20 protein-coding genes are annotated in these 22,642 nt (G+C 59.7%); 6 read left to right on the plus strand and 14 right to left on the minus strand.

The window, feature by feature from the left end; all coding sequences use genetic code 11:
• Positions 1 to 42 precede the first annotated feature (42 nt).
• From waaA to RMET_RS13640, 3 genes are read right to left on the minus strand one after another with little or no spacing between them, the layout of a single operon-like run.
• The gene (gene waaA, locus RMET_RS13630; RefSeq protein ID WP_011517286.1) at positions 43 to 1,317 is read right to left on the minus strand and encodes a lipid IV(A) 3-deoxy-D-manno-octulosonic acid transferase; all 1,275 of its coding nucleotides are present in this window, start codon (positions 1,315 to 1,317) and stop codon (positions 43 to 45) included.
• The gene (waaC, locus tag RMET_RS13635) at positions 1,317 to 2,408 is read right to left on the minus strand and encodes a lipopolysaccharide heptosyltransferase I (RefSeq protein ID WP_011517287.1); all 1,092 of its coding nucleotides are present in this window, start codon (positions 2,406 to 2,408) and stop codon (positions 1,317 to 1,319) included. The genes waaA and waaC overlap by 1 nt, the downstream gene beginning before the upstream one ends.
• Positions 2,389 to 3,774 (minus strand): phosphomannomutase/phosphoglucomutase, encoded by a 1,386-nt coding sequence (locus tag RMET_RS13640; protein ID WP_011517288.1) that lies wholly within the window; start codon positions 3,772 to 3,774, stop codon positions 2,389 to 2,391. Before RMET_RS13640 ends, waaC begins: the two co-directional genes overlap by 20 nt.
• Positions 3,775 to 3,985: 211 nt before the next feature.
• On the opposite strand from RMET_RS13640, the gene RMET_RS13645 reads away from it, so the two are divergent.
• From RMET_RS13645 to RMET_RS13670, 6 genes are all read left to right on the plus strand, one after another.
• Positions 3,986 to 5,155, plus strand: coding sequence for a glycosyltransferase family 4 protein (locus tag RMET_RS13645; RefSeq protein WP_011517289.1), 1,170 nt, complete (start codon positions 3,986 to 3,988; stop codon positions 5,153 to 5,155).
• Between the two features lies 1 nt (position 5,156).
• The gene (locus tag RMET_RS13650; RefSeq protein WP_011517290.1) at positions 5,157 to 6,482 is read left to right on the plus strand and encodes an exopolysaccharide biosynthesis polyprenyl glycosylphosphotransferase; all 1,326 of its coding nucleotides are present in this window, start codon (positions 5,157 to 5,159) and stop codon (positions 6,480 to 6,482) included.
• Complete coding sequence (locus RMET_RS13655; protein WP_011517291.1) at positions 6,482 to 7,645, plus strand: glycosyltransferase; 1,164 nt, start codon at positions 6,482 to 6,484, stop codon at positions 7,643 to 7,645. The genes RMET_RS13650 and RMET_RS13655 overlap by 1 nt, the downstream gene beginning before the upstream one ends.
• On the plus strand, positions 7,645 to 8,895 hold the full coding sequence (locus RMET_RS13660) for a lipopolysaccharide biosynthesis protein (protein ID WP_011517292.1): 1,251 nt from the start codon (positions 7,645 to 7,647) through the stop codon (positions 8,893 to 8,895). Before RMET_RS13655 ends, RMET_RS13660 begins: the two co-directional genes overlap by 1 nt.
• Positions 8,892 to 9,986 (plus strand): glycosyltransferase family 4 protein, encoded by a 1,095-nt coding sequence (locus RMET_RS13665; RefSeq protein ID WP_011517293.1) that lies wholly within the window; start codon positions 8,892 to 8,894, stop codon positions 9,984 to 9,986. Before RMET_RS13660 ends, RMET_RS13665 begins: the two co-directional genes overlap by 4 nt.
• 169 nt (positions 9,987 to 10,155) lie before the next feature.
• Positions 10,156 to 10,941: a GumC domain-containing protein gene (locus RMET_RS13670; protein ID WP_157139110.1), complete on the plus strand. Its 786-nt coding sequence runs from the start codon at positions 10,156 to 10,158 to the stop codon at positions 10,939 to 10,941.
• 109 nt (positions 10,942 to 11,050) lie between these two features.
• Here RMET_RS13670 and RMET_RS13675 read toward each other — a convergent pair whose 3' ends face one another.
• The 11 genes from RMET_RS13675 to rfbA all read right to left on the minus strand — a co-directional run bounded on the left by RMET_RS13675 (position 11,051) and on the right by rfbA (position 22,642).
• Positions 11,051 to 13,000 (minus strand): polysaccharide biosynthesis protein, encoded by a 1,950-nt coding sequence (locus tag RMET_RS13675; protein WP_011517296.1) that lies wholly within the window; start codon positions 12,998 to 13,000, stop codon positions 11,051 to 11,053.
• Positions 12,997 to 14,172 (minus strand): DegT/DnrJ/EryC1/StrS family aminotransferase, encoded by a 1,176-nt coding sequence (locus RMET_RS13680; protein WP_011517297.1) that lies wholly within the window; start codon positions 14,170 to 14,172, stop codon positions 12,997 to 12,999. The genes RMET_RS13675 and RMET_RS13680 overlap by 4 nt, the downstream gene beginning before the upstream one ends.
• Positions 14,173 to 14,233: 61 nt before the next feature.
• Positions 14,234 to 14,779, minus strand: a complete 546-nt coding sequence (locus tag RMET_RS32305) for an acetyltransferase (protein ID WP_011517298.1) — start codon at positions 14,777 to 14,779, stop codon at positions 14,234 to 14,236.
• A 66-nt stretch (positions 14,780 to 14,845) separates the two neighbouring features.
• Positions 14,846 to 15,439, minus strand: a complete 594-nt coding sequence (locus RMET_RS13685; protein ID WP_011517299.1) for a sugar transferase — start codon at positions 15,437 to 15,439, stop codon at positions 14,846 to 14,848.
• A 176-nt stretch (positions 15,440 to 15,615) separates the two neighbouring features.
• Positions 15,616 to 16,827, minus strand: a complete 1,212-nt coding sequence (locus RMET_RS13690; protein WP_011517300.1) for a glycosyltransferase family 4 protein — start codon at positions 16,825 to 16,827, stop codon at positions 15,616 to 15,618.
• Positions 16,817 to 17,935: a glycosyltransferase family 4 protein gene (locus RMET_RS32310; RefSeq protein ID WP_011517301.1), complete on the minus strand. Its 1,119-nt coding sequence runs from the start codon at positions 17,933 to 17,935 to the stop codon at positions 16,817 to 16,819. The genes RMET_RS13690 and RMET_RS32310 overlap by 11 nt, the downstream gene beginning before the upstream one ends.
• 235 nt (positions 17,936 to 18,170) lie before the next feature.
• Positions 18,171 to 19,115, minus strand: a complete 945-nt coding sequence (locus RMET_RS13695) for a glycosyltransferase family 2 protein (RefSeq protein WP_035820503.1) — start codon at positions 19,113 to 19,115, stop codon at positions 18,171 to 18,173.
• Positions 19,116 to 19,344: 229 nt separating this feature from the next.
• Entirely contained in the window at positions 19,345 to 19,665 is a 321-nt protein-coding gene (locus tag RMET_RS13700; protein ID WP_011517304.1) for an EpsG family protein, read from the minus strand.
• A gap of 72 nt (positions 19,666 to 19,737) precedes the next feature.
• Complete coding sequence (locus RMET_RS13705) at positions 19,738 to 20,997, minus strand: oligosaccharide flippase family protein (protein ID WP_011517305.1); 1,260 nt, start codon at positions 20,995 to 20,997, stop codon at positions 19,738 to 19,740.
• Between the two features lie 215 nt (positions 20,998 to 21,212).
• A complete protein-coding gene (gene rfbC / locus RMET_RS13710) occupies positions 21,213 to 21,767 on the minus strand; it encodes a dTDP-4-dehydrorhamnose 3,5-epimerase (protein ID WP_011517306.1) in 555 nt (184 codons plus the stop codon).
• A complete protein-coding gene (gene rfbA / locus RMET_RS13715; RefSeq protein ID WP_011517307.1) occupies positions 21,764 to 22,642 on the minus strand; it encodes a glucose-1-phosphate thymidylyltransferase RfbA in 879 nt (292 codons plus the stop codon). The genes rfbC and rfbA overlap by 4 nt, the downstream gene beginning before the upstream one ends.

The following is a 22,642-nucleotide window of genomic DNA, read 5'->3' on the forward strand; positions in this document are numbered from 1 at the left end:
CTCAGGCAACACTCAGTCTAGTGGAACGCCGCTTACGCCGCATCAGCGCAACACCGGCGCCAGCGCGCCCAGCGTGCGTGCCGTCGCGCCACGATGGAGGCCGGCGAAGGTCAGCGCGTGCTCGCGCATGTCCGCAAGCCGCGTTGCGTCACCGAGGATGGCAGCAGCGGCAACCATCAGTTCGTCCGCATCGGCCACGCGCTGGCACGCGCCCGCGGCAATGGCGTCCTCGGTCGCCTGCGCGAAGTTGAACGTGTGTGGCCCCATCAGCACCGGCGTGCCCACGGCGCAGGCCTCGATCAGGTTCTGACCGCCGAGCGGGATCAGGCTGCCGCCGATATACGCGATGTCCGAGGCCGCGTAGTACATCGCCATCTCGCCCATCGAATCACCAAGCACGACGTCGGCGGTAATCGGCGCCGACAATTGCTCAATATCGAGCGCGCTGCGCCGCTGCACGCTGAAGCCGGCGCGCGTCGCCATCGCGGCCACCTCGTCAAAGCGCTGCGGATGGCGCGGCACCAGCAGCAATGCGGGGCGATCCGTGCCCGGCCAGCGCGAGAATGCCTCCAGGATCAACGGCTCCTCGCCCTCGCGCGTGCTCGCTGCCGCCAGCACATGCCGGTTGCCGAAAGCCTGCCGCAGAAGCTGTCCGCGTGCCACGCCGGCCTCGGGCGGTTGCATATCGAACTTCAGGTTGCCCGTGACCTGCACCGACTTCACGCCCAACGCGCGATAGCGTTCCGCGTCACCAGCGGTCTGGGCCAGCACCATCGTGAAGTCGTTGTACAGCGCTGCGGCGGCACCGCCGAATCGCGCGGTACGCCGATAGCTGCGCGGCGACAGACGAGCGTTGACCAGGAACAGTGGCACGCCCATGCGACGCGTGACGTGCACCAGGTTCGGCCAGACTTCCGTTTCCATGATCAGGCCGGCATCCGGCTGGAAGTAGGCAAGAAAGCGTCGGACCAGCCAGGGCAGGTCATACGGCAGGTAGCACTGCTGCACGCGTGGGTTGGCACCGTAGAGCTGCGCGCCAGTCTGACGACCGGTCGGCGTCATGTGCGTCAGCAGCAGCCGGTGCCGCGGATACGCCGCCAGCAGCGCGTCGATCAGCGGTTGCGCCGCCCGCGTTTCTCCAACGGACACCGCGTGGACCCACAGCCATGGGCCGGCGGCCGATAGATCGCCATAGCGCCCCAGCCGCTCGCCAACATGCTGGATGTAGCCCGACTCCTTGCGCGAACGCCAGACCAGCCGCAGCAACGCCAGTGGCAAGATCAGCAGCCACAGCAACGAATAGACGAAACGCAGCATCAGGCAGTCACTCCGCGCACGCGGATCGCCGCATCATGGACTTCGTCGACGGTCGGCACGATGCCATCGTCACCGACATTGGCAATGCGGTCGGACCAGTAGCCTTCAGTTTTCCAGCGCCATGTGGCCGTGTAGATCTCGACGGTCGGACGGCACAGGGCAGCGGCGATATGCACGAGCCCCGTGTCGACGCCGATGACCACCTCGGCGCGATTGATCAGCCCGAATCCCTGCATGACCGAGAAGCGCGGCAAGACGCGCGCGCCGGGAATACCCGCTGCCAGCGCCTCGGCGTCGCGGCGCTCCGCCTCACTGCCCCACGGCAGCAGCACAGTCAGCCCCTCCGCTTCGAGCCTCCGCCCCAGCGCGTGCCAGTTCTCCACCGCCCAGCGCTTCTTCGCGCCAGCCGTTGCATGGAAGCAGACCGCGTAACGTGCGGGCAGGTCCGCCCACAACGGATCATCGACGCTCAACGTATTGGCCGCGGGGCCGAAGAAGCGTGGCGGCTCGGGCGGGGTAATGCCGGTCAGCGCGGCGCCAAGCAGACGCGAGCGCCGCACCGAGTGAGTCTGGCGCGGCACCTTGACAGGGGCCGTGTAGAACAACCGGGCGGCTGGCTCGTAGCCCGATCCCTGCGTGGCATTGCCCAGGCCGATCACCGGCGCCCCGGCCACACGCGCGGCGGTGCGTGCCACGATGGCGGTCTTCAGGAGCCCCTGTGTCTCGAGCACGGCGTCATAGGGCCTCGCCCGGATAGCATCGCGCAGCGCGCCAATCTCCGCCCAGGTCTCGCCGCGCCAGAAGCGCTTGCGCCAGCGGCGCAGCGCGAACGGAATCACGCGGCCCACATCGGGCAGCAGCCGCACCAGATCGACATAACCTTCCTCGACCACCCAGTCGATCTCGGCATCGGGCCAGCGCGCGCGCAGATCGTGCACGAGCGGCATGTTGTGCACCACGTCGCCCAGCGACGACACCTTGACGATCAGGATACGAGGCCGCGCGGGCAGCCCAAACGGAGACACCGCCGCTTGCGGCGACGGTGTCTCCTGGTTCGATACCTGCACGACGTCAGAACGGGAGCTTCGCATCCGGTTTCTCAGCCAGAATCACACGCTTGAATTCGGCCTGGATACGGGCCAGCGCGGCATCGTTGTCGGCCTCGAAACGCATCACCACCACCGGCGTGGTGTTGGACGGACGCGCCAGGCCAAAGCCGTCCGGATACTCGACGCGAACGCCGTCGATCGTGATGACTTCCTTCGCGCCGTCGAACTTCGCATTGGCGCGGATCTTGTCGAGCAGCGTGAACGCCTCGCCCTCGGCGCACTTGAGCTGCAGCTCGGGTGTGCAATTCGAGTTCGGCAGTGCGTTGAGCACGGCGCTGGCGTCGGCGTGGCGCGACAGGATCTCGAGCAGCCGCGCGCCCGTGTACAGGCCATCGTCGAAGCCGTACCAGCGATCCTTGAAGAACACGTGGCCGCTCATCTCGCCGGCGATCGGCGCGCCCGTTTCCTTGAGTTTGGCCTTGACCAGCGAATGGCCCGTCTTCCACATCAGCGGTTCGCCGCCGTGCTGGCGGATCCACGGTGCCAGCTTGCCCGTGCATTTGACGTCGTAGATCACCTGCGCGCCGGGATTGCGCGAGAGGATCTCCTCCGCGAATAGCATCAGTTGCCGGTCCGGGAAGATGACCTGCCCGTCCTTGGTGACCACCCCCAGGCGGTCGCCGTCACCATCGAATGCCAGACCCAGCTCGCAATCCGTATCGCGCAGGCACTGGATCAGGTCCTGCAGGTTCTCCACGTGGGCGGGATCGGGATGGTGGTTCGGGAAATGGCCGTCGACATCGCAGAACAGTTCGGTCACTTCGCAACCGAGCGCGCGGAACAGGTCGCCCACGAACGCGCCGGCCACGCCGTTGCCGGCATCGAGCGCGATCTTCATGGGGCGCGCCAGCTTCACATCGCCGACGATGCGATCCAGGTATTGCTGGCGCACATCGACGAGCTTGTAGCCGCCGTTACCCTTGGCGAAGTTGCCCGCCTCGATGCGTTGGCGCAGCGCCTGGATCTGCTCACCGTAGATCGCCTTGCCGCCGAGCACCATCTTGAAACCGTTGTAGTCGGGCGGGTTGTGGCTGCCCGTGACCATGATGCCGGACGTGGCGCGGCGGCCGTCCAGCTCGATATTGGTGCCGAAGTAGACCATCGGTGTGGCAACCATGCCCAGATCGATCACGTCGAGCCCGGCGGCGCGAAGGCCTTCGACGAGCCCTCCCAGCAGATCGGGCCCGGACAGGCGGCCGTCACGGCCGACCACCACCGCCCGCTCGCCCTGCTCGGCGGCGGCGGAGCCAAAAGAGAGGCCGATGAGGCGGGCCACTTCGGGGGTCAGCGTCTTGCCGACGATGCCACGGATGTCGTAGGCCTTGAAGATCGAAGGTTCAATTTGCATATGGCTTCCCATGTCTGAAGTTCACGGTGCGATACCGACCGGCAACAGCTAGCCGGACGGGGCGCGGGCAGGGCGCCAAAAACTCGTATTGTGCCGGATTGCGAAGTCAGCGCCAGTTTATAATCCCTCGATCACCCAAACCCGGGCGATCCGTGCGCCACGCCACGGATCTGGCAACGCCCGTTCTTGGCCATGTGCGGGGCGCTTGCCAGTGCTTCTTTACCAACTTTTTCCCGCGTTCGTGCAGAACCTGCCCTCCCCCCGGCCCCGCGTCGCGTACGTCATTACCAATACCGAGATTGGCGGGGCGCAGTCGCATGTCGCAGACCTGCTGCGCGCACTGCGCGGCCGGATCGACGCCACCGTACTGGCGGGCGGGGATGGTCCCCTGTTCGCAACCGCGCAGGCCGCTGGCGCCGAAACCGTCCGGCTCTCGCTGCTCGACAATGCCATGTCGGTAGGCAAGGCCATCGCGACACTTCGCCAACTGAAAGCCGCCCTGCGCCACGCGGCGCCGGACCTGATTCACGTCCATAGCGCCAAGGCAGGCGCGCTGGGGCGGATTGCCGCGTGGATGCTCGGGGTGCCCGTTGTCTACACGGTCCACGGCTTCGCCTTCAAGCCAGCGGCTCCGCTGCACCGGCGCATGGCCGCACGCATCGCGGAGTGGTGCCTTGCGCCGTTGACCACGCGGCTGATCTGCGTGGCCGACTCGGAGCGTGCCCTGGCCGCGGCGCTGCCGTTGCCGGCAGCACGTGTCAGCGTGATCCACAACGGTATTCCCGATACCGAGGCTCGCGCGGAACCAGGTGGGCCGCTACGCCGCATCGTCATGGTGGCGCGCTTCGCCGCGCCGAAACGCCCGGACCTCGTCATCCGGGCCTTTGCCCGTGCGAACCTGACCGATTGTGAACTGGTGATCGCCGGCGATGGCCCCACCCGCGACGCCATGCGCCAGCTTGCCGATGAGCTGGCGCCCGGGCGTATCCGCCTGCCAGGAAACGTCGACGACATCGCCAGCCTGCTCGCCTCGGCACAGATCTTCGTGTTGGCCTCCGATCATGAGGGACTGCCGGTCTCGATTCTCGAGGCGATGCGGGCCGGGCTCCCGGTGATCGCATCGGATTTGCCCGGTATTCGGGAGGAATTCGGCAAGGCGCAGGCTGGCCTGCTGGTGCCTGGCGATGATGAAGCTGCGATGGCCGAAGCCTTGAGCACCCTTGCCCGCGCCCCCGCCAAGCGGACGGCTATGGGCCAATCGGCCCGGGCGCGCTGGAGCGATGCGTTCGGCGTTGACACCATGGCCGACGCCACCTGGCAGGTTTACCAGCGTGTGCTCGGGCCTGGGCAGACAGCCGCGATGCCGGCCGGGGGAGCCTGAGATGAGCAACAAGCAAGCCCGCCTCACCCATTCCCAGCGAAGCCCGGCCGCGAACACGCGCGGCTCCGAAACCGTGCGTCGCGCCAGCCGGATGCTGTCCTGGGCCTTGGTCGGCCTGGTGCTGTTCGGCATCAATACCGTGGCGGCAGAATACCTGCACCACTCGGGTATCGTGACCTACGTGTTCACGCGCACCCTGCTGTGGGCGATCGTCCCCTACCTGTGTACGTTCGTGCTGCTGCATCGGTCGTTGCATCTTCCGGCAATCGAAGGCAACAGCCTTGTCGGCATGTCGGCGACGCTGCCTTTCGGCCTGCTGCTGATCGTCTTCGCCGCGTTCCATATCGAGTATTCCCGCGGCGCCCTGCTGGTCGGCTATATCACGACGCTGGTGTGGAGCGGCATCGGCTACCGGCGCTTCGTGCAGAACTACGTGCCGGTGTTCGGCTATACCGATCCGCGCACGCTCGAACAGCTTGAAGAAGTCCTGGCCATGCCCGGCGCCACGCCACCTACCCCCACCCGTTTCGAGTTCATCCATGCCATCGAGGATGCCGTCCATTGCGATGGCCTGATGCTGGACCGATCCGCCACGGCGGACCCTGAGCGGACGCGTGCGCTGGCGCGCCTGAAGCTCAGCCATGTGCGCATGTATTCGGTGGAACGGGTTGGCGAGATGCTCACGGGCCGCGTTGGCCTCGATCACATCGACGAGAATTTCCTCGACGACTATGCGCGCCACTATCTCTATGGATACGTGAAGCGCCTGGTGGACATCGCCGCCGTGCTTTGCCTGGCGCCCCTGGCGTTGCCGCTCTCCGCGCTGACGGCGCTGGCGATCCGGCTGGAATCCACGGGGCCGGTCCTGTTCCGGCAGGCGCGTGTGGGCCGCTTCGGCGAACCATTCACGATGCTCAAATTCCGCAGCATGAGCGTGCAGCCCGACGCCACCGCCCAGTTCGCGCAACGCCACGATCCGCGCGTGACACGCGTGGGCCGCGTGATCCGCAAGTACCGTCTGGACGAACTGCCGCAGCTCTGGAACGTGCTGACCGGCGACATGAGCCTGATTGGGCCACGCCCGGAACAGGTGCCAATGGTCGACATGTTCGCCGATACCATTGCCTACTACCCTTACCGCCATCTGGTTCGCCCCGGCCTGTCGGGATGGGCCCAAGTTCAGCAGGGCTACGTCGGCACGCACGCGGAAACGGTCACCAAGCTCAGCTACGACCTCTACTACGTCAAGCACTGCTCCTTCGCACTCGACCTGCTGATTGCCGTCAAAACCGTGCGCACGCTGCTGACCGGGTACGGAGCGCGTTGATGGCAGGCACGACCGGGGATACCTCACCCACCGGCGCTCCGATGCGCATCCTGCTGGTTACCACCGGCCTGAAGATGGGCGGCGCCGAGCACCAGGTAGTGGCGCTGGCACACGCGTTTCTGGCGCAGGGTCAGGCGGTGGCCATCCTGAGCCTGTCACCGGGCCGCGAGATCGACGTGCCCGCCGATGCGCACGTCCTCGAACTGAACATGAGCAAGACGCCGGCCGGCATGGCACGGGCGCTCTGGCAGGCACGCGGACTGGTCAAGTCGTGGCGGCCGGACGTGATTCACGCGCACATGATTCACGCCAACGTCTTCACGCGCCTGCTGACTCGAATCGTCCAGTGCCCGCCGGTGGTCTGTACCGCGCACAGCTTTCGCGAAGGCGGCCGACTGCGGATGATCGCGTATCGGCTGACCGACCGATGGAGCGCGCTGACGACCCACGTCAGCGAGGACGGGCGCGAAGGCATGGTCGCCTCGGGTGCCGTGCAAGCCGACCGCATTGCGGTGATGCCGAATGGCATCGACATCGAACGGTTTCGGCCCTCGGCGGCGTTGCGGGGCACCACGCGCGCGCGTCTGGGCATCAGCGCTGGAACAAGGCTGGCCCTGAATGTCGGGCGACTGGTTCCGGAGAAGGCACAAGCGCTTCTGCTGCGCGCCTTCGCGCAGATCGACCCCGCCACGCTTCCGCTCCATCTGCTGATCGCCGGTGGCGGCCCACTCCATCAGGCCCTGGCCGAGCAGATCACGGCGCTGAACCTGAGTTCGCGCGTCACGCTGCTGGGGCCACGCAGCGACGTGCCCGCCCTGCTCAACGCAGCGGATACGTTCGTGCTCTCTTCCGACATTGAAGGACTGCCGATGGTGCTGGTGGAAGCGCTGGCCAGCGGCTGCCCTGTGGTAGCCACCGATGCACCCGGCGTTCGAGAAGTCGTGCAGGACCAGGGGACCATCGTGCCGCGCGACGACGCGACAGCGCTGGCCGTCGCGCTGGATGCAGCGCTGCGCCACGGGCGAGGTTCGTCCGCGGACGAAGCCGCACGCCGGGCGGCAATGATCGCCAGGTTCTCGATCGACGCGGTGGCGCAACGCTGGCTGGAGATCTACACCGGCCTCGCCGGCACAACCCCCTGCCCCCGTGTGGAGGCTGCCTGATGCGGCGGCGCGTGGCGGGCAATCTGCTCTGGATGCTGGCCGAACGCGGCTTCCAGATCGGCATCGGCATTGCCGTGGTGGCCATGCTGGCGCGCGCGCTTGGACCGGCAGGGTTCGCGCACTTCCAGTACGCGCAGTCGATCGTGCTGATCGCCGCATCCTTCGCACTGGTCTGCGGCGCTGAAGTCGTGGTGCCGAGGCTCGTGGCCTCGCCGGCACCGGCCACGCAGCACGCGCTGCTTGCGCACGCCTTCGTGCTGCGTCTGGCCGGCGGTGCTATCGGGTACCTGCTGATGTGTGCCTATCTTGGCATCACCTCCCCGGGCCCAGAGGTATGGCACGCAGCGCTGTGGCTGGGCATCGCCATTCTCCTGCGCGAGCCGTTTGGCGTGGTGACCGCCTGGATGCAGTCCCACACCAACAACCGACCCGGCACGCTATTCAGCCTGGCCGCGCTGGCAGTCAAGGCTATCCTCGTGGGAAGCCTGTTTGCCGCCGGCGTTCACAAGATCACCGGCTACGCCGCCGCTTTCGCCATCGAGGCGATCATTCTGGCTGTGCTGCTGACGAGTTACTACTTCGTGCGCGTGCATGACCGCGACTTCGCCTGGCAAGCCACGCAGGCGCGAGAACTGATCACGAGCGGCGCCCTGTTCTGGATCAGCTTCATCCTGATGATGGGCGCGCGCCGCGTGGACCAACTTGTACTCCAGCCAGCGGTGCCACCCGCCGACTTTGGCGCCTACGCCGCGTGCATGCAGATCCTCGACAACTTCACGATGGTGGCAAGCATTCTGGTGGCTGGCATCGCGCCGGCCTATGTCTATGCGAAAGCCGCCTATGCGGAAGCACATGCCAACATCGGCCGCATCGCGCTGGGCATCGCCGCGCTGGGCCTTGTCGGCGGCATGGCCATCGCTGGCTGCGCGCCCTGGATCGTGCGGCTGCTCTACGGCAACGCGTTCGACGCCACCGTGACACTGCTACGCGTGGCGGCCGTGGCTTCGACACTCGTGTTCGCCGACGTCGCGCTCACGCTGCTTGCGGTCTATCTGCGCAGGCCGCGCTGGGTCGCCACCAAATGGGCGCTGGTGTTCGGCGCCACGCTGGCCTTCGATCTCATCGTCATCCCGCGCTACGGCAGTTGGGGAGCGATCGCGGGCTATGCATTGGGCAACGGCGTGGCCGTGCTGGTCGGCCTGACCCTGTGGTGGCGGCACCGACCGGCGCCCGAGGTGGCATCCATATGAGTACGCCGCTGCCGACCGTCTGCTTCCTGACCGGGACGCTGAATGCTTTTGCTGGCGCGGAACGCATGACCGCGGTCATCGCCAATGCGCTCGCAGAACGCGGCTATCGCGTGCTCGTGCTGAGCCTGTGGGACCGGACCAGCGTGTTCCCGCTGCATGAGGGCGTGGAGCACCACGCGTTGTTCGAGCAGCGACCGTCGTTCAAGCGTGCCTACGTTTCCACCGTGCTCGGAATTCGACGCTTCGTACGGGAACAAGGTATCGACGTGCTGATCGAGGTCGACACCATGCTCACCCTATTCACGCTGCCGGCGACGTCAGGCATGAAGGTGCGAAGGATTGCATGGGAACACTGTCACTTTGATGAGGATCTGGGGAGAAAGGCGCGAAGGGTGGCGCGGTGGTTGGCGGCTAAGACGAGCAGCGCCGTTGTGGTGTTGACGGAGCGGGACAGGCAGCGATGGCTAAATGCTCTCGGTCAGCACTGTCGGATTGCAACCATTGGCAATCCGTTGCCTTTTGCATTTCCCGCGGAGCCCGCTCAACGCGGAAGCCGGATTGTGCTGGCGGTAGGCCGGCTCGTGCGGGCGAAAGGCTTCGATGTTCTACTCGATGCCTGGGCCCGCGTGGCACCGGCGCACCCGGATTGGCGACTGGTCATCGTCGGGGAAGGCGAAGAACGGGACGCACTGGAGGCGCAGATAAGAAGCCTTGCGCTCGGCCATTGCGTCGACTTGCCCGGCGCCAGCTCGGAGATCGCCAGCTACTATGGCGAAGCCTCGATCTTCTGTCTCAGTTCGCGCTATGAAGGATTCGGCCTGGTGCTCATGGAAGCGATGGCATTTGGATTGCCAGTGGTGTCGACGAATTGCGAAGCCGGGCCCAAGGCGTTGATTCGGGACGGAGTGAATGGACTTCAGGTACCGGCTGAAGACGCGCTAGCGCTCGGTGCGGCATTATCGCGACTGATGCAGGAGAAGCATCTGTGCGAGGCGCTTTCGTCGCGGGCTCGGGATGATGCACGCCGCTACGAAATCGACGCCATTTGCCCGCTGTGGCAAAACCTGCTGGGTGATATACAGACTGTGTAACTATTGGTAGCATTTCAAAACATGACCGCCGAGGGGTTGGCGGCAGTAGTCGCGCTAGAATGGTGAAACTCTAAGAGTCCCCCACTGCACGCCACAAATGCCCATTGCAAACTCGAATGCTTCCCCGGACGCTTGGCGCCTCCCCCCTAAATCCATAAAGTCGATTGGCTTGGCAGGCGTAATCGGCGCATTGTGCGGGTTCGCGGTGTTTCATTTTGTTCCACCCCGCTGGACCGCCAGAATCACCGTGCAGGTTGGGCAGATATCGAGCCCCGAGGGTGGTGCCGTGACAAGCCGGCTGGTGGAAAATCAGCTGACGGCGGTGGATCGCTACAATCTGCCCTCATCCCGCCTGAAGGTGCTCAACGAGCTTGGGCTGCCGGCGAGCAGTGAGAGCAAGGAATCCAGGCTGATTTTCGAGACATTGCTCGGATCGCCAGGCAAAGGCCCCAATCTGATCAATTTGCAGGTTTCCGCCTACTCAAGGGAACAGGCAATGGCCGTCATGAGCTCTTCTGTCAAATTGCTTGCCGCGGAGCATCAAAAGTTGTTCGCACCGTCGATTAGCAGAATGAGCGGCGATCTCGCCAATCTGACAGACAAACTGAAGGCCGCGGAGAGGGATTATGCCAATAGCTATGCCTGGCTGGTGGCAAATTCAAAACAGAAAAATGATCCCATTAACAGTGTGCGGGATGTGCAGTTGACCAATTTGACTATGCTTGCCGACAGGCAGTCAATTGAATTGCGGCACAGGATTATGCAATTTCAGGAGGCTCTGGACCCCACATCGAGCTATCCGACGCGACCAATGGGGGAGATTTTCGCGCCCGACCGCCCCAGCACCCCCGGCTGGACGGTATTTGTCGCAGCCGGCGCCGTCTTTGGTCTGGCACTGGGAACCCTGCTGGTCGTCCAGCGGTTGGCAAGTCAGGCGAGGAAGCCGGACCTCTGAACCAGGCAGATCGTGAAGCGCCCGGCGCCGCGTCGGCACGCGCGACGCGGCACACCAAGCTGGTTTCGCGCACCAAAGCGCGCGAAACCAGCGGATTCCACGACTCCCCTTACACCAGCAAGGCGTTCGCAGCCTTGCCCTCTGCCTGCGGACCATATCCGTGGACCTGACGGCCCAGGATTTCCTTGATCTGCTTCTCGTCGCTCTGCTCGGCCGCCACACGCATGGATGCAAGCACGGGCGCAAATTCCGGCCACGGCACGTAATCCTCTCGCGCCTTCATGATCCGCTCATGGGCCGTACCTTCGGGGTTATCGCCGATCAGCAATTCTTCATAGAGCTTCTCGCCGGGGCGCAGACCTGTCACGCGGATCTCGATATCGCCATCCGGATGCTGATCGTCGCACACCGTCATGCCAGAAAGCTGAACCATGCGTCGCGCCAGATCCATGATCTTGACAGGCTGGCCCATGTCCAGAACGAACACCTCGCCGCCATGGGCCATGGCGCCAGCCTGCAGCACCAGTTGGGCAGCCTCCGGGATAGTCATGAAGTAACGCGTCACCTTCTCGTGGGTCACGGTCAACGGCCCGCCTTCCAGCAATTGACGTCTGAACAGAGGGACAACGCTTCCGCTGCTGCCTAGCACATTGCCAAATCGCACCATCGCGAAAACTGTGCGATTCGGCACAGCCTCCTCGCTCTCAACATCGAGCAGTCCAAAGTCGACCGATTGCCGGGCTGCCATTGCCTGCAACACCAGCTCCGCCATGCGCTTGGAAGCACCCATTACATTAGTGGGTCGAACCGCCTTGTCCGTGGACACCAGCACGAAGTACTCAGCCTGGCTTTCCATAGCGGCGCGTGCCATGTTCAGCGTACCGAACACGTTGTTCATGACCCCTTCCGCCGCGTTGCACTCGACCAACGGCACATGCTTGTATGCGGCGGCGTGATAAACCGTGGCAGGTCGATACAGCCCGCAGATCTCGCGCAAACGCCTCAAATTGACCACACTGGCCAGTAGCGGAACAACCTCGGTTTGCAGGCGATGCTCGTCGCGCAAGCGCTCAAGCTCTTGGTGAATCGAATACAACCCAAACTCGTTGTGTTCGACCAGCACCAGCCGACGCGGCCGCTCCAGCATGATCTGGCGACATAGTTCACTGCCGATGCTGCCGCCTGCCCCGGTCACGAGCACCGTCTTGTCAGCAAGGTTCTTCGCCAACAATGCCGCATCGGGTGGCACCGGTGCGCGGCCAAGCAAGTCCTCGATATCGAGTTCCTGCAGATCGCGTATCGTCACACGGCCCGATGCCAGATCCACCATACCAGGCAGCGTTCGAACGTGCACGGGCAGCGCGCGCAGCTTGTCGATTACGGCGTTGCGCTGGGCGCGGCCCATGGATGGAATCGCAAGCAGGATGTCGGTGACACCCATACGCTCGACAGCTTCAGGCACGTCATCCGGACCGAAGATATCGAGCCCGTTGATCGTACGGCCGATCTTGGCCCGATCATCATCGATGAACCCCAACAGCACAAACTGATGCGTAACGGCAAGCGCCGAAGCAGTTTGCACGCCCGCGTCGCCGGCACCATAGATCAACAACCGTCCTTCGTGCGCACGCACCTTCGCCGCCGTCCCCGCTAGCCAGAAGCGCGCCAGAGCACGACTCGCCCCAACCAGCAACAGGAACAGCATCGGCTGGATCAGGCCAATGCTGCGCGGTACACCATCGAGCTTCAAGAGAAGCAGCGCACTGAAGAACAATACGCCATAGAGACCCACGGCCTTCGCAGTGCTAGCAAGCGCGGCCATTCCTGTGTACCGAAAGATCGCTCTGTACAAACCCATTCGAACGAAGATCGGGAAGGCCAGCAAAGGCGAGAGAAAATAGACGTACTCCTGCTGCAGGATTGGCAGTCCCGTTTGGTCTATGCGCAGATAGAACGCCACCCAGACGGATACCAGCGCCAGGATCAAATCCAGCGCAACGACAACCACGCGCTTGGCCGACCGGGGCAGCGCGAGTAGCGGAACCGTAAGATTCTTCACCGGCTGGCCCGCCCGAGGACGTCAGTCAGCACACGGCATGTCTTTGCAATCTCATCCTTGGTCAAGGTGGGATGTACAAGGAACATCAGGCTGTCCTCGCCCATTGCGCGTGCGATCGGTAGCCGCTCGGCCGGTCGCCAGCCAGTATCGTCAAACGCCTTTTCAAGGTAGACCTCGGAACAAGAGCCCTGATAACAGGGCACGTCGGCATCGACAATCGTCTGAATGATTCGGTCACGCGTCCAGCCTTCCGCCAAGTGGTCAGGTCGGACATACACATAGCATTTGTATTGCGCGTGGGTGCTGCTCGCCGGAGCGACAGGCACACGCACGGCAGAGAATGGTTTGCAGGCCGAATGAATTGCCTCGGCGTGTTCAGTCCGTCGAGCGGTCCACTCCGTCATGCGGCGCAGTTGAATACGTCCGATTACGGCCTGCATCTCCAGCATTCGCCAGTTGGTGCCGAAGGTCTCATGCAACCAGCGAAACCCCGGTGCGTGCTCACGCTCGTACACCGCCTCAAAGCTCTTGCCGTGGTCCTTGTACGCCCACATCTCGCGCCAGAGCGCTTCATCATTGAGCGTCACCATGCCACCTTCACCACCCGTGGTCATGATCTTGTCCTGGCAGAAGCTCCATGCACCGACGTGTCCGATCGATCCGACACTACGCCCCTTGTAGCGAGCGCCGTGTGCCTGTGCACAATCCTCGATGACCTTCAATCCATGGCGGGCCGCCAACTCCATGATGGGATCCATGTCGCATGGCCACCCCGCAAGGTGCACGCAGATCACTGCTTTGGTGCGCGGCGTCAGGACTCTCGCAATGGTCTCCGCCGAAAGGTTTCCGCTTTCCGGATCGACATCGGCGAAAACCGGAATCGCACCAGCGTTGACTACGCAGGACGCGCTGGCGATGAACGTGCGCGGTGTGACGATGACTTCATCGCCAGGCCCGATTCCAAGCCCCTTTAGCGCCAAGTCCAAAGCCAATGTGCCATTACTGAGCGCGATGGCGTGGCGTGTACCCGTCCATGCGGCAAACTCTTTCTCGAACTCGCGACATTCCGTGCCGGTCCAATAGTTCACCTTATTAGAGAGCAACACCTGCTGGACTGCGTCCGCCTCTTCCTTGGTGAAACTAGGCCACGGAGAAAATGAAGTGTTCAGCATAAGTAGAATTAGAAATCAGATGATATTTTCTTCAACTGTATTATAGGTTCCCAAGAGTCGCCTAGACTCTCTGCTCCCGTGCGGGACAACCCATCACTGTCACGCCATCTCGAACTGGTCTCACAACTACAGCACCTGCACCAACAATTGCATCAGAACCTACCGTGATACCCTGTTTTATCGAAGCACCAACAGCAATCCATGAACATTTTCCAACACTTACGCTTCCGCTTAGATGCGCTCCCGGGCTGACATGTACTCCATTATCCAATATGCAGTCATGATCTATGGTGGCATCAGTGTTTACAATGCCTCCGTCACCAACATCAGCATTGATAACAACCCCTGCCATCGCAATGCTTCCAATACCTAAGCGTGCAAATTGACTTATGTACGCACGCGGATGTATGACAGTGGCTATCGGTATGCCAGCAGCAAGCAAGGCTTGGTGCTTCGCCCATCGCACACGACAATTTCCTATCGAGACAAATGCGGCATCGAATACTTGCGCATATGCAAGTAAGGCCGAAAAATCACCGACCACCTGCCAGCGGCCATTCATATTAATATTGGGCCAAGCATCATCAAAAAAATGACGCTTTCCCAACCAGCCTCCAATCCTGCGTCGGCTACAACTTTGCCATGGCCGCTGGCGCCAAAGAGGGCGAATCGTTTATTCATTCTTCCCCGTGAACTTCGGCATTGTCGCCTCTCCAGGAGCACTAACGCCTTCGCGCCCCAGCACCTTCCAGACAGTCAACCACAAGATTTTCAAATCCAGCCAGACAGAACGATTATCAACATACCATACATCAAGCTCGAATTTCTCTTCCCAGTTTAATGCATTACGCCCATTTACCTGCGCCCACCCGGTTACCCCCGGTCGTACGTCATGTCTTCGAGCCTGTTCTGGGGTATACAGCGGCAAATACTCCATCAACAGTGGACGCGGGCCAACAAGACTCATGTCGCCCTTGAATACATTCCAAAGCTCCGGCAACTCGTCCAGACTACTTGCACGCAGGAGACTTCCGAATGGAGTAATTCGCTCCGCATCCGGCAACAAATTCCCGTCGGGCCCACGCTGATCAGTCATGGTACGAAACTTGATCATCTGAAAAGGTCTTCCGTTAAGACCAGGCCGGACCTGTCTGAAGAAAACGGGGCCACCGAGCCGAGTGCGAATCACACACGTCAGAATCAAAATCGGCACGCCCAGCAGCACAAGCGCCAGTGCAGACAATGTCACATCCAAAAATCTCTTCATTTTGATTCCCAAACAGCCCCAATACCGTACCAGCGTAGTTTCCCAATGAGCTTACTAAATATCACTCTGGCAGCGACACACTTCATATATCGCACGACACCCGTGGTACGAACTCATCAAAATGACGTGGGCTGGTTTCCCAACCATCCAACAAGTAATATATCCAGCGGCTTAGCTCATGTATTCAGCAATTTCGAGTAGAACTCAATCATTCTATCCCAATGTTGGCTCCGCTCGAAACGCTCATGGATACGCGCCCTCGCTCTAACCCCCATCTCCCTCAGCACACTCAAGGGTGACTCCATCGCACTCTTCATTACGCGTCCCAGGCTCACAGCATCTCTGGGAGGCACCAACCACCCATTAAAACCATCCTCGATCACCTCATTGCAACCATTTATGTCAGTTGCAATAACGGGTAATTCCATTGAACCAGCCTGAAGGATAACATTTGGAAAACCCTCGCGATAACTCGGCAGTACCAGCACATCCGCCAGCATCAACGCCGGCCGGATATCGTCCATGAATCCCAAGTGATGTATTCGCTGATCGGATGCAATCATCTCCAACGTATTTTCATCGACCGGCGCGGTTTCATCTATCGCCCCAACGAGGATTAATATAGCATTCTTTGGGAGCACAGAAAAAGCTGACACCAGCTCCGCTACGCCTTTGTCTCTGTTCAATCTACCCACAAAGCAAAAGACAAAATCACGATCCTCTATCGCCAACTTAACCTTTAGATCCGATGCTCCAGCAGCAATACCGGATAGCGCAGGTGAAAAATAACTGGTATCAACCCCTGCAATATTACCGCTTCCAATCACACACAATGGTTTTCGAGTAATTCCGAACTTCTCAAGATCTCGTTTTACCCCGAGCCCCTCTGGTACAATCCGCGTTGAACAAAAGCAGATCAGCCTATCGACCCAGATTAATATTCGCTGCTTGATCCCATGCGCAGTAGGAAATATTAATCCGGTAAACGTATGTACCCTGACAGGCACACGGCACAACCAAGCTGCCAGCATCGTGACCAATCCGGCTTTCGGTGTATATGAATGTACGAGCTGCGGCCTCACTTCACGCAACACCTGGATCATGCGGACGATAGATTTAATGTCTCCTAGTGGATTAATCCCACGAGCCATTGGTACGCTTAAGACACGTAGGCCCTCAGCTGTCTCTACTTTTGCCAACATGTCAGCTGGACTTGTTGCCAAAGTCACCTGAAAACGACTAGCCAAATATCCAGGTTGCCCCCTTAAAATGGTGGCGAAGGTTTCTGGCACTGTCGTGGAAATCAAGATCTTCGGTGCCATCTCGTGCAACTGCTGCACCTCGCTATTACCACGATGCTCGTGGCACTCTTCCAGATCAGACTTCATTGTTTGCCTCCCTTGCACCACAGGCAGGATCGGCAGTACCAGTTCTGGCAACTCGCTGTAGTATCTCAACCAATCTTGGACCAGTTTTCTGGACGCAGAATCTGTCTTCAACCAGCTGACGACCCGCTCGGCCCATATCCTGACGAAGCGATGTGCTTAACAGTAGTTTATCCAGCGCCGATCTCCACTCTTCGGCAGAATTTGCCACATACCCATTGACTCCTTGGCGAACTATTTCCGTGTTGACTCCAACACCCGACGCCACAACTGGCAAGCCACAAGCCATGTATTGAATCAGCTTGTAGCCACATTTTCCCCGCTCCCAGGGAGAGTCCAGCAATGGCATGATTCCGATGTCGCACTCGCCGATGAGTTCTACTTCTGACTCTTCCGACCAGGAGATTGACTCAACACATACTCCTGGGATGTTCAACGCATCGCCACCAATAACGCGGAGCACAAATTTATGGCTCCGCGCCAACTCTTGGAGGGACTCAGCCACCAGTTGCAGATAACGTACCGTGGAAGGCGATCCAATCCAGACAATATATTGAACGTCTTTCGATGATCTGGCTGCCTCTGCAAGACTGTAACGGTCGAGATCGATGACAGTGGGCACGATTTCCACAGCCCGTGCACCTGCCGACCGTGCCCTCAGCGCTAGATACTCATTTCCAGCCGTAATCATGGTGGCGCCCTCCATCAGACCATCAAGACGGCGGCCATAGAAACGTCTGACCCAGGCGTTGGCATGTAGATCGTAATTGTGAAATACCGCATCATCATAATCGAGTACATACGGAGTACCACGTAAGAGCGCCGCCTCTACCCATAGCGGTGCCCACTGCAATGCTTCCTTCTCAATCCATATTACATCGTACTCACGGCGACTTAATAATACTCGGCAGCGCTCCGAATATGCGCGCAGAAGTTGACCAATACTATAGTGACCACACTCGTAGCGCTTTTGAAGCAAGTCATCCGACAATAATGCCTGAACGGTGACGTTAAGGCCTGCGCTCTTCAACCACGGAATATATTGGAAGAAACGAAGGCGCGACGAAGCTCCCAGGCGCCCATATTTGGTCAGCACGAGCACGTTTGCCATCTCCAACTCTCCGCAAATCGAATCAAAGTTCCGTAAAATCATCTCAATCAGAATCTTTCGAGCAAGACGGTATTCATCGTGAGCACATCATAAAGTGGCCATGCTCTCGCGTACCTTGCCCAAACGGTCCAAATATCTCATACCAATTCGAGATCTGCGATTCTGGCAGAAAGTGCCGCAAGCATTAGCATAAAAACACCTTTTTGGCTTGCATGTCAGAGATGAGCAAACCTGCTCACCGCCTCGATGCCCTCAAGATCTGAGGAAGCGAACGGAGCAACATGCCGTAGCCACGCAGCGTATTACCAACATCTTGCATGCCGCCACGCGCGGCGGAGAATACCGTGCGTGTTATCGGTTCTGGCAGAATCGTCACCACAAGGAGGGCCCAAGCCGCAACACGCGAAAAATGCTTGAATCCGTATAGCAGTCTACTGCGCAGCGAATAGAAAAGCCGAGTCGCCTTGATCTGCCGCGACGTACCACCTCCCGCGTGAAACGCCTGTGCGTCGGCCAAAAATACGATCCGGCCGCCAGCCTGCTTTACGCGTAGGGAAAGATCCAGATCCTCCAGATAGACGAAGAATCTCTCGTCGAAACCACCAAGCCTCTCAAAGACGCTGCGGCGAATCAGATAGAAAGCGCCAATCACATGGTCAACATCGCGAGTCGACGCATGATCCCAGTCGCTCATATGAAGCCTCTGGCCACGCAGCCACGGAAGCCTATCCAGGCCAAATGCGGCAGCAGAGAACATTGCTGGGGAAGGGAAACGTGCACAAGCACGTTGAACATGGCCGGTTTCGTCGATCAGCTGAATGCCAGTCACTGACACAGCCGCGTTCTCCGATCGTTGCATGAACGCCAGTGGTATCGATAGGGAATTCTCATAAACTCGGGTATCCGGATTCAGCAGAAGCACGAATTCTGCGCGCCCCACTCCTGCCCCCTGATTACACGCTGCGCCGAACCCCCTATTCTCGGCATTACGAATCAGGTGGACCGGGAAACCCCAGTCATCGCGCTCGGCCACAAGGTCCAACGAGTCGTCTACGGACGCATTATCAACAATGGCTACTGACGCAATCGAATTCGCAGCGAACTGACGCAGGCTCATCATTGCATCCAGCAACTGACGTCCCGAAGACCAGTTCACGATAACAATATCAATATTATTCATCCCTGCAATAATGGATCGTAGACCATCATAGCATAGAAGTTTAGCACACCGCTCCCCCCGCAAATATGGCAGCCAAAAGTTGAATAACTTTCGATTCGGAACTGAAAGCTCTTAGTATATAAATCAACACAAAAACAGAAAGCAGTTCCCGAAATCGCGCTACCACGATTTGGAACTCCAACATCGAAAAATATCTTGCCACACTCAACAGCATACCTATTGCGGCATACTACATGCACACATCATTCTGGCGCCAGAGATATACCGCAAAGCCCATCGGCACCATATTGAACATGAATGGCAGAGGTACAATAGTTCTTGAGACTTCCGCATTCAGATAGGTGGCAAGCACCGGAAAAATCGATTGGAACTCCGAGAACAGCTGCTGCCTAAACAACGCACCTGCGACAAACACACCTAAAATAAGCAACAAGGCGAGCCTGAAATCCAGTCGCCCGAGCACATAAACTGCCAACAGAATGACAGCTGGATAGTGAAATGTTACGGCTAGACAAAGCAGCAGAACTTCCGAAAATACCAGCCGCCGCACCCAGAATTATGGCTATGACCACTAGGAAACCAAGTCCAGCCGCCTGCTCCGCTCGTCCGTGCGCTTTCTCGCTCACTTTGCCTGCCTCACCAGAATTTTCATGCCGGATGCGTCGAAACACATGCGCAAAGACCATGCGGCGGCAGCTCCGGTTACTCCGAATAGTTTGGTCAGAGCCACCAGCGCGCACAAATAGAGAGGCACTTCTACCAAATGGAGCATCGCAGTCGCACGCGTCCTTCTCTTTGCTTGAAGTAGCGCGAAGTACATCGATCCAATGGCATTGGCCAGCACGCCAATGCAGAGAATCCGACCGACCATCACCGATGCCGGATCCGCAGGATGGCGAAGCCACAGAGTGAGCAAACCTGGAAGGATGATCGCCAAGATTATCAGGCCAATCGCCATCGCCCCTGAGACTCGCAGTAGCCATCGGCGAAACAGCAGGGCTGCGCCATCAGGATCATTAACCAGCATGCGGCTGATCGCAGGGAACGCAACGGTAGTTACTGCACCCGAGAGAATCAGCGTCTGCACAGTCACTTCATACGGAATGACATATGTCGTCACCGCAGCGGCACCTAGAATTGCAGCAATCAGGAACCGATCAGCTTGGGTCATCAATGGACCCAGGATGCTGCTTACCGTGTACCAGCCACCAAACTGGAACAGCTGATGCGCGAGCTTGCGCGAATATGTACCGCGAGTGTCACCGGATGACAGACACTGCAGCGCAAAAATACGATAGAACCAGAGCGCAATCGCTCGCGAGACCACGAGGCTTGCAATAAGCAAATCCACTCGGGTAGAGAAGAGCGCAATCAGGTATGGGATGCCGAAATTCGCCGCACCAAGCAAAATACGCAGCACACTGATATTTCTGAAGCTCAGATAGGCTTCACTTACACCACGATATGTCGCACTCACGGCCTGCATCGGCAGAGCGAGGCCAAGCATCAGGACGGCCGATCGGATCTCTGCTTGTGGCACATCATTCGCATGCACCAGCTCGCCAACTCCTAATATGGCGCTGACTATGATCAGCACCATGCCGATGCCACCAGTCACCAACGTCAGACGCGTGGCTGTAGCTACGACGTGTGGAATAACTGCCTCCTGACCTCCGCTGCGCAGCGCTGCCACGCGTTGGGTAGTCGCCCGGCCAATACCCAGGTCAAGAGCTCCCGCGTAGCCGATGAGGCCCCATGCCAGTGCAAGCAAGCCGAATCGCTGACTCCCTAGCCCGGAAAGGAGGTGAGGAACGGTCACTGCTGCAATCAGCAGCGGCAGCCCAAGGCCAAACAAATTCCATGAGATATGTGAGGCACGCATCTATGTCACATTTGCGCCCCACGCCAATCGTGAGACACAGAACGCAGAAACTAACATCGGACAAGCATCGCTGAGCAATGCTCGTACCCGGTCCAAACAATTGTCCGCTTGGACCACGATTCAGCCATCAGCCATAGCCGCCTTGCAGCCGTTCGCCAATGACGGATTGCTACTGATCCAATACCCCCATCTGGCATGACAACCCATATTCGGGGTCACTCGAACAGTTCAGCCGAGGAAAGACTCACGCCTGCCTGATCTTTGGCGGACAACAGAGGGACGACATTCATTTGCGGCCATTCAATGCCGATTTCCGGATCGTTCCATGCAATGGTCCGCTCGAACTGCGGAGCGTAATAATCAGTTGTCTTATAAAGGAAATCAGCAGATTCCGACAACACCACGAATCCATGTGCAAACCCGGGCGGCACCCAGAATTGGCGATGATTATCTTCGCTGAGCTCCACGCCAACCCATTTACCAAAGGTCGCGGACTGCTTTCGAATATCCACCGCCACGTCGAACACCCGTCCACGCACTACCCGCACGAGCTTGCCTTGCGGCTGCTGGATTTGATAGTGCAGGCCACGCAGTACGCCCTTGGCGCTGCGGCTGTGGTTGTCTTGCACGAACTCCAGATCCAGGCCAGTAGCTTCCCCAAACGCCTTCTGATTGAAGCTCTCAAAGAAAAACCCCCGGGCATCACCGAACACCTTCGGCTCGATGATCATCACGTCCGGAATGGCGGTACGAGTAACGGTCAAACTCATTTGATTGTTTCCGAAATGATGTGCTGAAGATACTTGCCGTAAGCGTTCTTTAGCAGTGGCTTCGCCAGACGCTCAACCTGCTCGGCGGAAATCCACTTGCTCCGATAGGCAATCTCCTCCGGACAAGCCACCATCAGTCCCTGACGGTTCTGCAGCGTGGCTATGAAGCTCGCTGCCTCGAGCAACGAGTCGTGGGTGCCGGTATCGAGCCATGCGTAACCGCGTCCCATGATCTCGACCTCAAGCTGCGACATTTCCAGATAGCGCTTGTTGACATCCGTAATCTCGAGTTCGCCCCGCGCTGACGGCTTGATCTCGGCGGCAATATCACAAACCTGGTTGTCGTAGAAATACAGGCCGGTCACGGCATAGTGCGAGCGAGGCTTCGCTGGTTTTTCCTCGAGCGACACCGCGCGAAAGTTTTCATCGAACTCCACCACGCCATAGCGCTCGGGGTCGTGCACGTGATAGGCAAAGACCGTCGCGCCCTGCTGCTGTGCTGACGAACGCTCGAGCTGACGAACCAGGTCGTGTCCGTGGAAGATGTTATCCCCCAGGATCAACGTCGACGGGTCGTTACCGATGAAATCGCGCCCAATGATGAACGCCTGGGCAAGCCCATCCGGCGACGGTTGCACCGCGTATTGCAGATTGATGCCCCAATTGCTGCCATCACCAAGCATTTCCGAGAAGCGAGGCGTGTCTTCCGGCGTGGAGATGATAAGGACGTCCCGAATCCCGGCCAGCATCAGCGTGGACAGCGGATAGTAAATCATCGGCTTGTCGTACACGGGCAGCAGTTGTTTGGACACCGACCGCGTGATGGGATAGAGCCGAGTGCCGGAACCGCCGGCCAGAATAATGCCTTTGCGCAT

Source organism: Cupriavidus metallidurans CH34 (genome assembly GCF_000196015.1).
Lineage (GTDB): Bacteria > Pseudomonadota > Gammaproteobacteria > Burkholderiales > Burkholderiaceae > Cupriavidus > Cupriavidus metallidurans.

Excerpts from the sequence above, each read along its gene's own strand:
- waaA (WP_011517286.1), bottom strand. The coding sequence starts at position 1,317 with ATGCTGCGTTTCGTCTATTCGTTGCTGTGGCTGCTGATCTTGCCACTG.
- waaC (WP_011517287.1), bottom strand. The coding sequence starts at position 2,408 with ATGCGAAGCTCCCGTTCTGACGTCGTGCAGGTATCGAACCAGGAGACA.
- RMET_RS13640 (WP_011517288.1), bottom strand. The coding sequence starts at position 3,774 with ATGCAAATTGAACCTTCGATCTTCAAGGCCTACGACATCCGTGGCATC.
- RMET_RS13650 (WP_011517290.1), top strand. The coding sequence starts at position 5,157 with ATGAGCAACAAGCAAGCCCGCCTCACCCATTCCCAGCGAAGCCCGGCC.
- RMET_RS13655 (WP_011517291.1), top strand. The coding sequence starts at position 6,482 with ATGGCAGGCACGACCGGGGATACCTCACCCACCGGCGCTCCGATGCGC.
- RMET_RS13660 (WP_011517292.1), top strand. The coding sequence starts at position 7,645 with ATGCGGCGGCGCGTGGCGGGCAATCTGCTCTGGATGCTGGCCGAACGC.
- RMET_RS13665 (WP_011517293.1), top strand. The coding sequence starts at position 8,892 with ATGAGTACGCCGCTGCCGACCGTCTGCTTCCTGACCGGGACGCTGAAT.
- RMET_RS13680 (WP_011517297.1), bottom strand. The coding sequence starts at position 14,172 with ATGCTGAACACTTCATTTTCTCCGTGGCCTAGTTTCACCAAGGAAGAG.
- RMET_RS13685 (WP_011517299.1), bottom strand. The coding sequence starts at position 15,439 with ATGAAGAGATTTTTGGATGTGACATTGTCTGCACTGGCGCTTGTGCTG.
- RMET_RS13690 (WP_011517300.1), bottom strand. The coding sequence starts at position 16,827 with ATGAAGTCTGATCTGGAAGAGTGCCACGAGCATCGTGGTAATAGCGAG.
- RMET_RS32310 (WP_011517301.1), bottom strand. The coding sequence starts at position 17,935 with ATGGCAAACGTGCTCGTGCTGACCAAATATGGGCGCCTGGGAGCTTCG.
- RMET_RS13695 (WP_035820503.1), bottom strand. The coding sequence starts at position 19,115 with ATGAATAATATTGATATTGTTATCGTGAACTGGTCTTCGGGACGTCAG.
- RMET_RS13705 (WP_011517305.1), bottom strand. The coding sequence starts at position 20,997 with ATGCGTGCCTCACATATCTCATGGAATTTGTTTGGCCTTGGGCTGCCG.
- rfbC (WP_011517306.1), bottom strand. The coding sequence starts at position 21,767 with ATGAGTTTGACCGTTACTCGTACCGCCATTCCGGACGTGATGATCATC.
- rfbA (WP_011517307.1), bottom strand. The coding sequence starts at position 22,642 with ATGCGCAAAGGCATTATTCTGGCCGGCGGTTCCGGCACTCGGCTCTAT.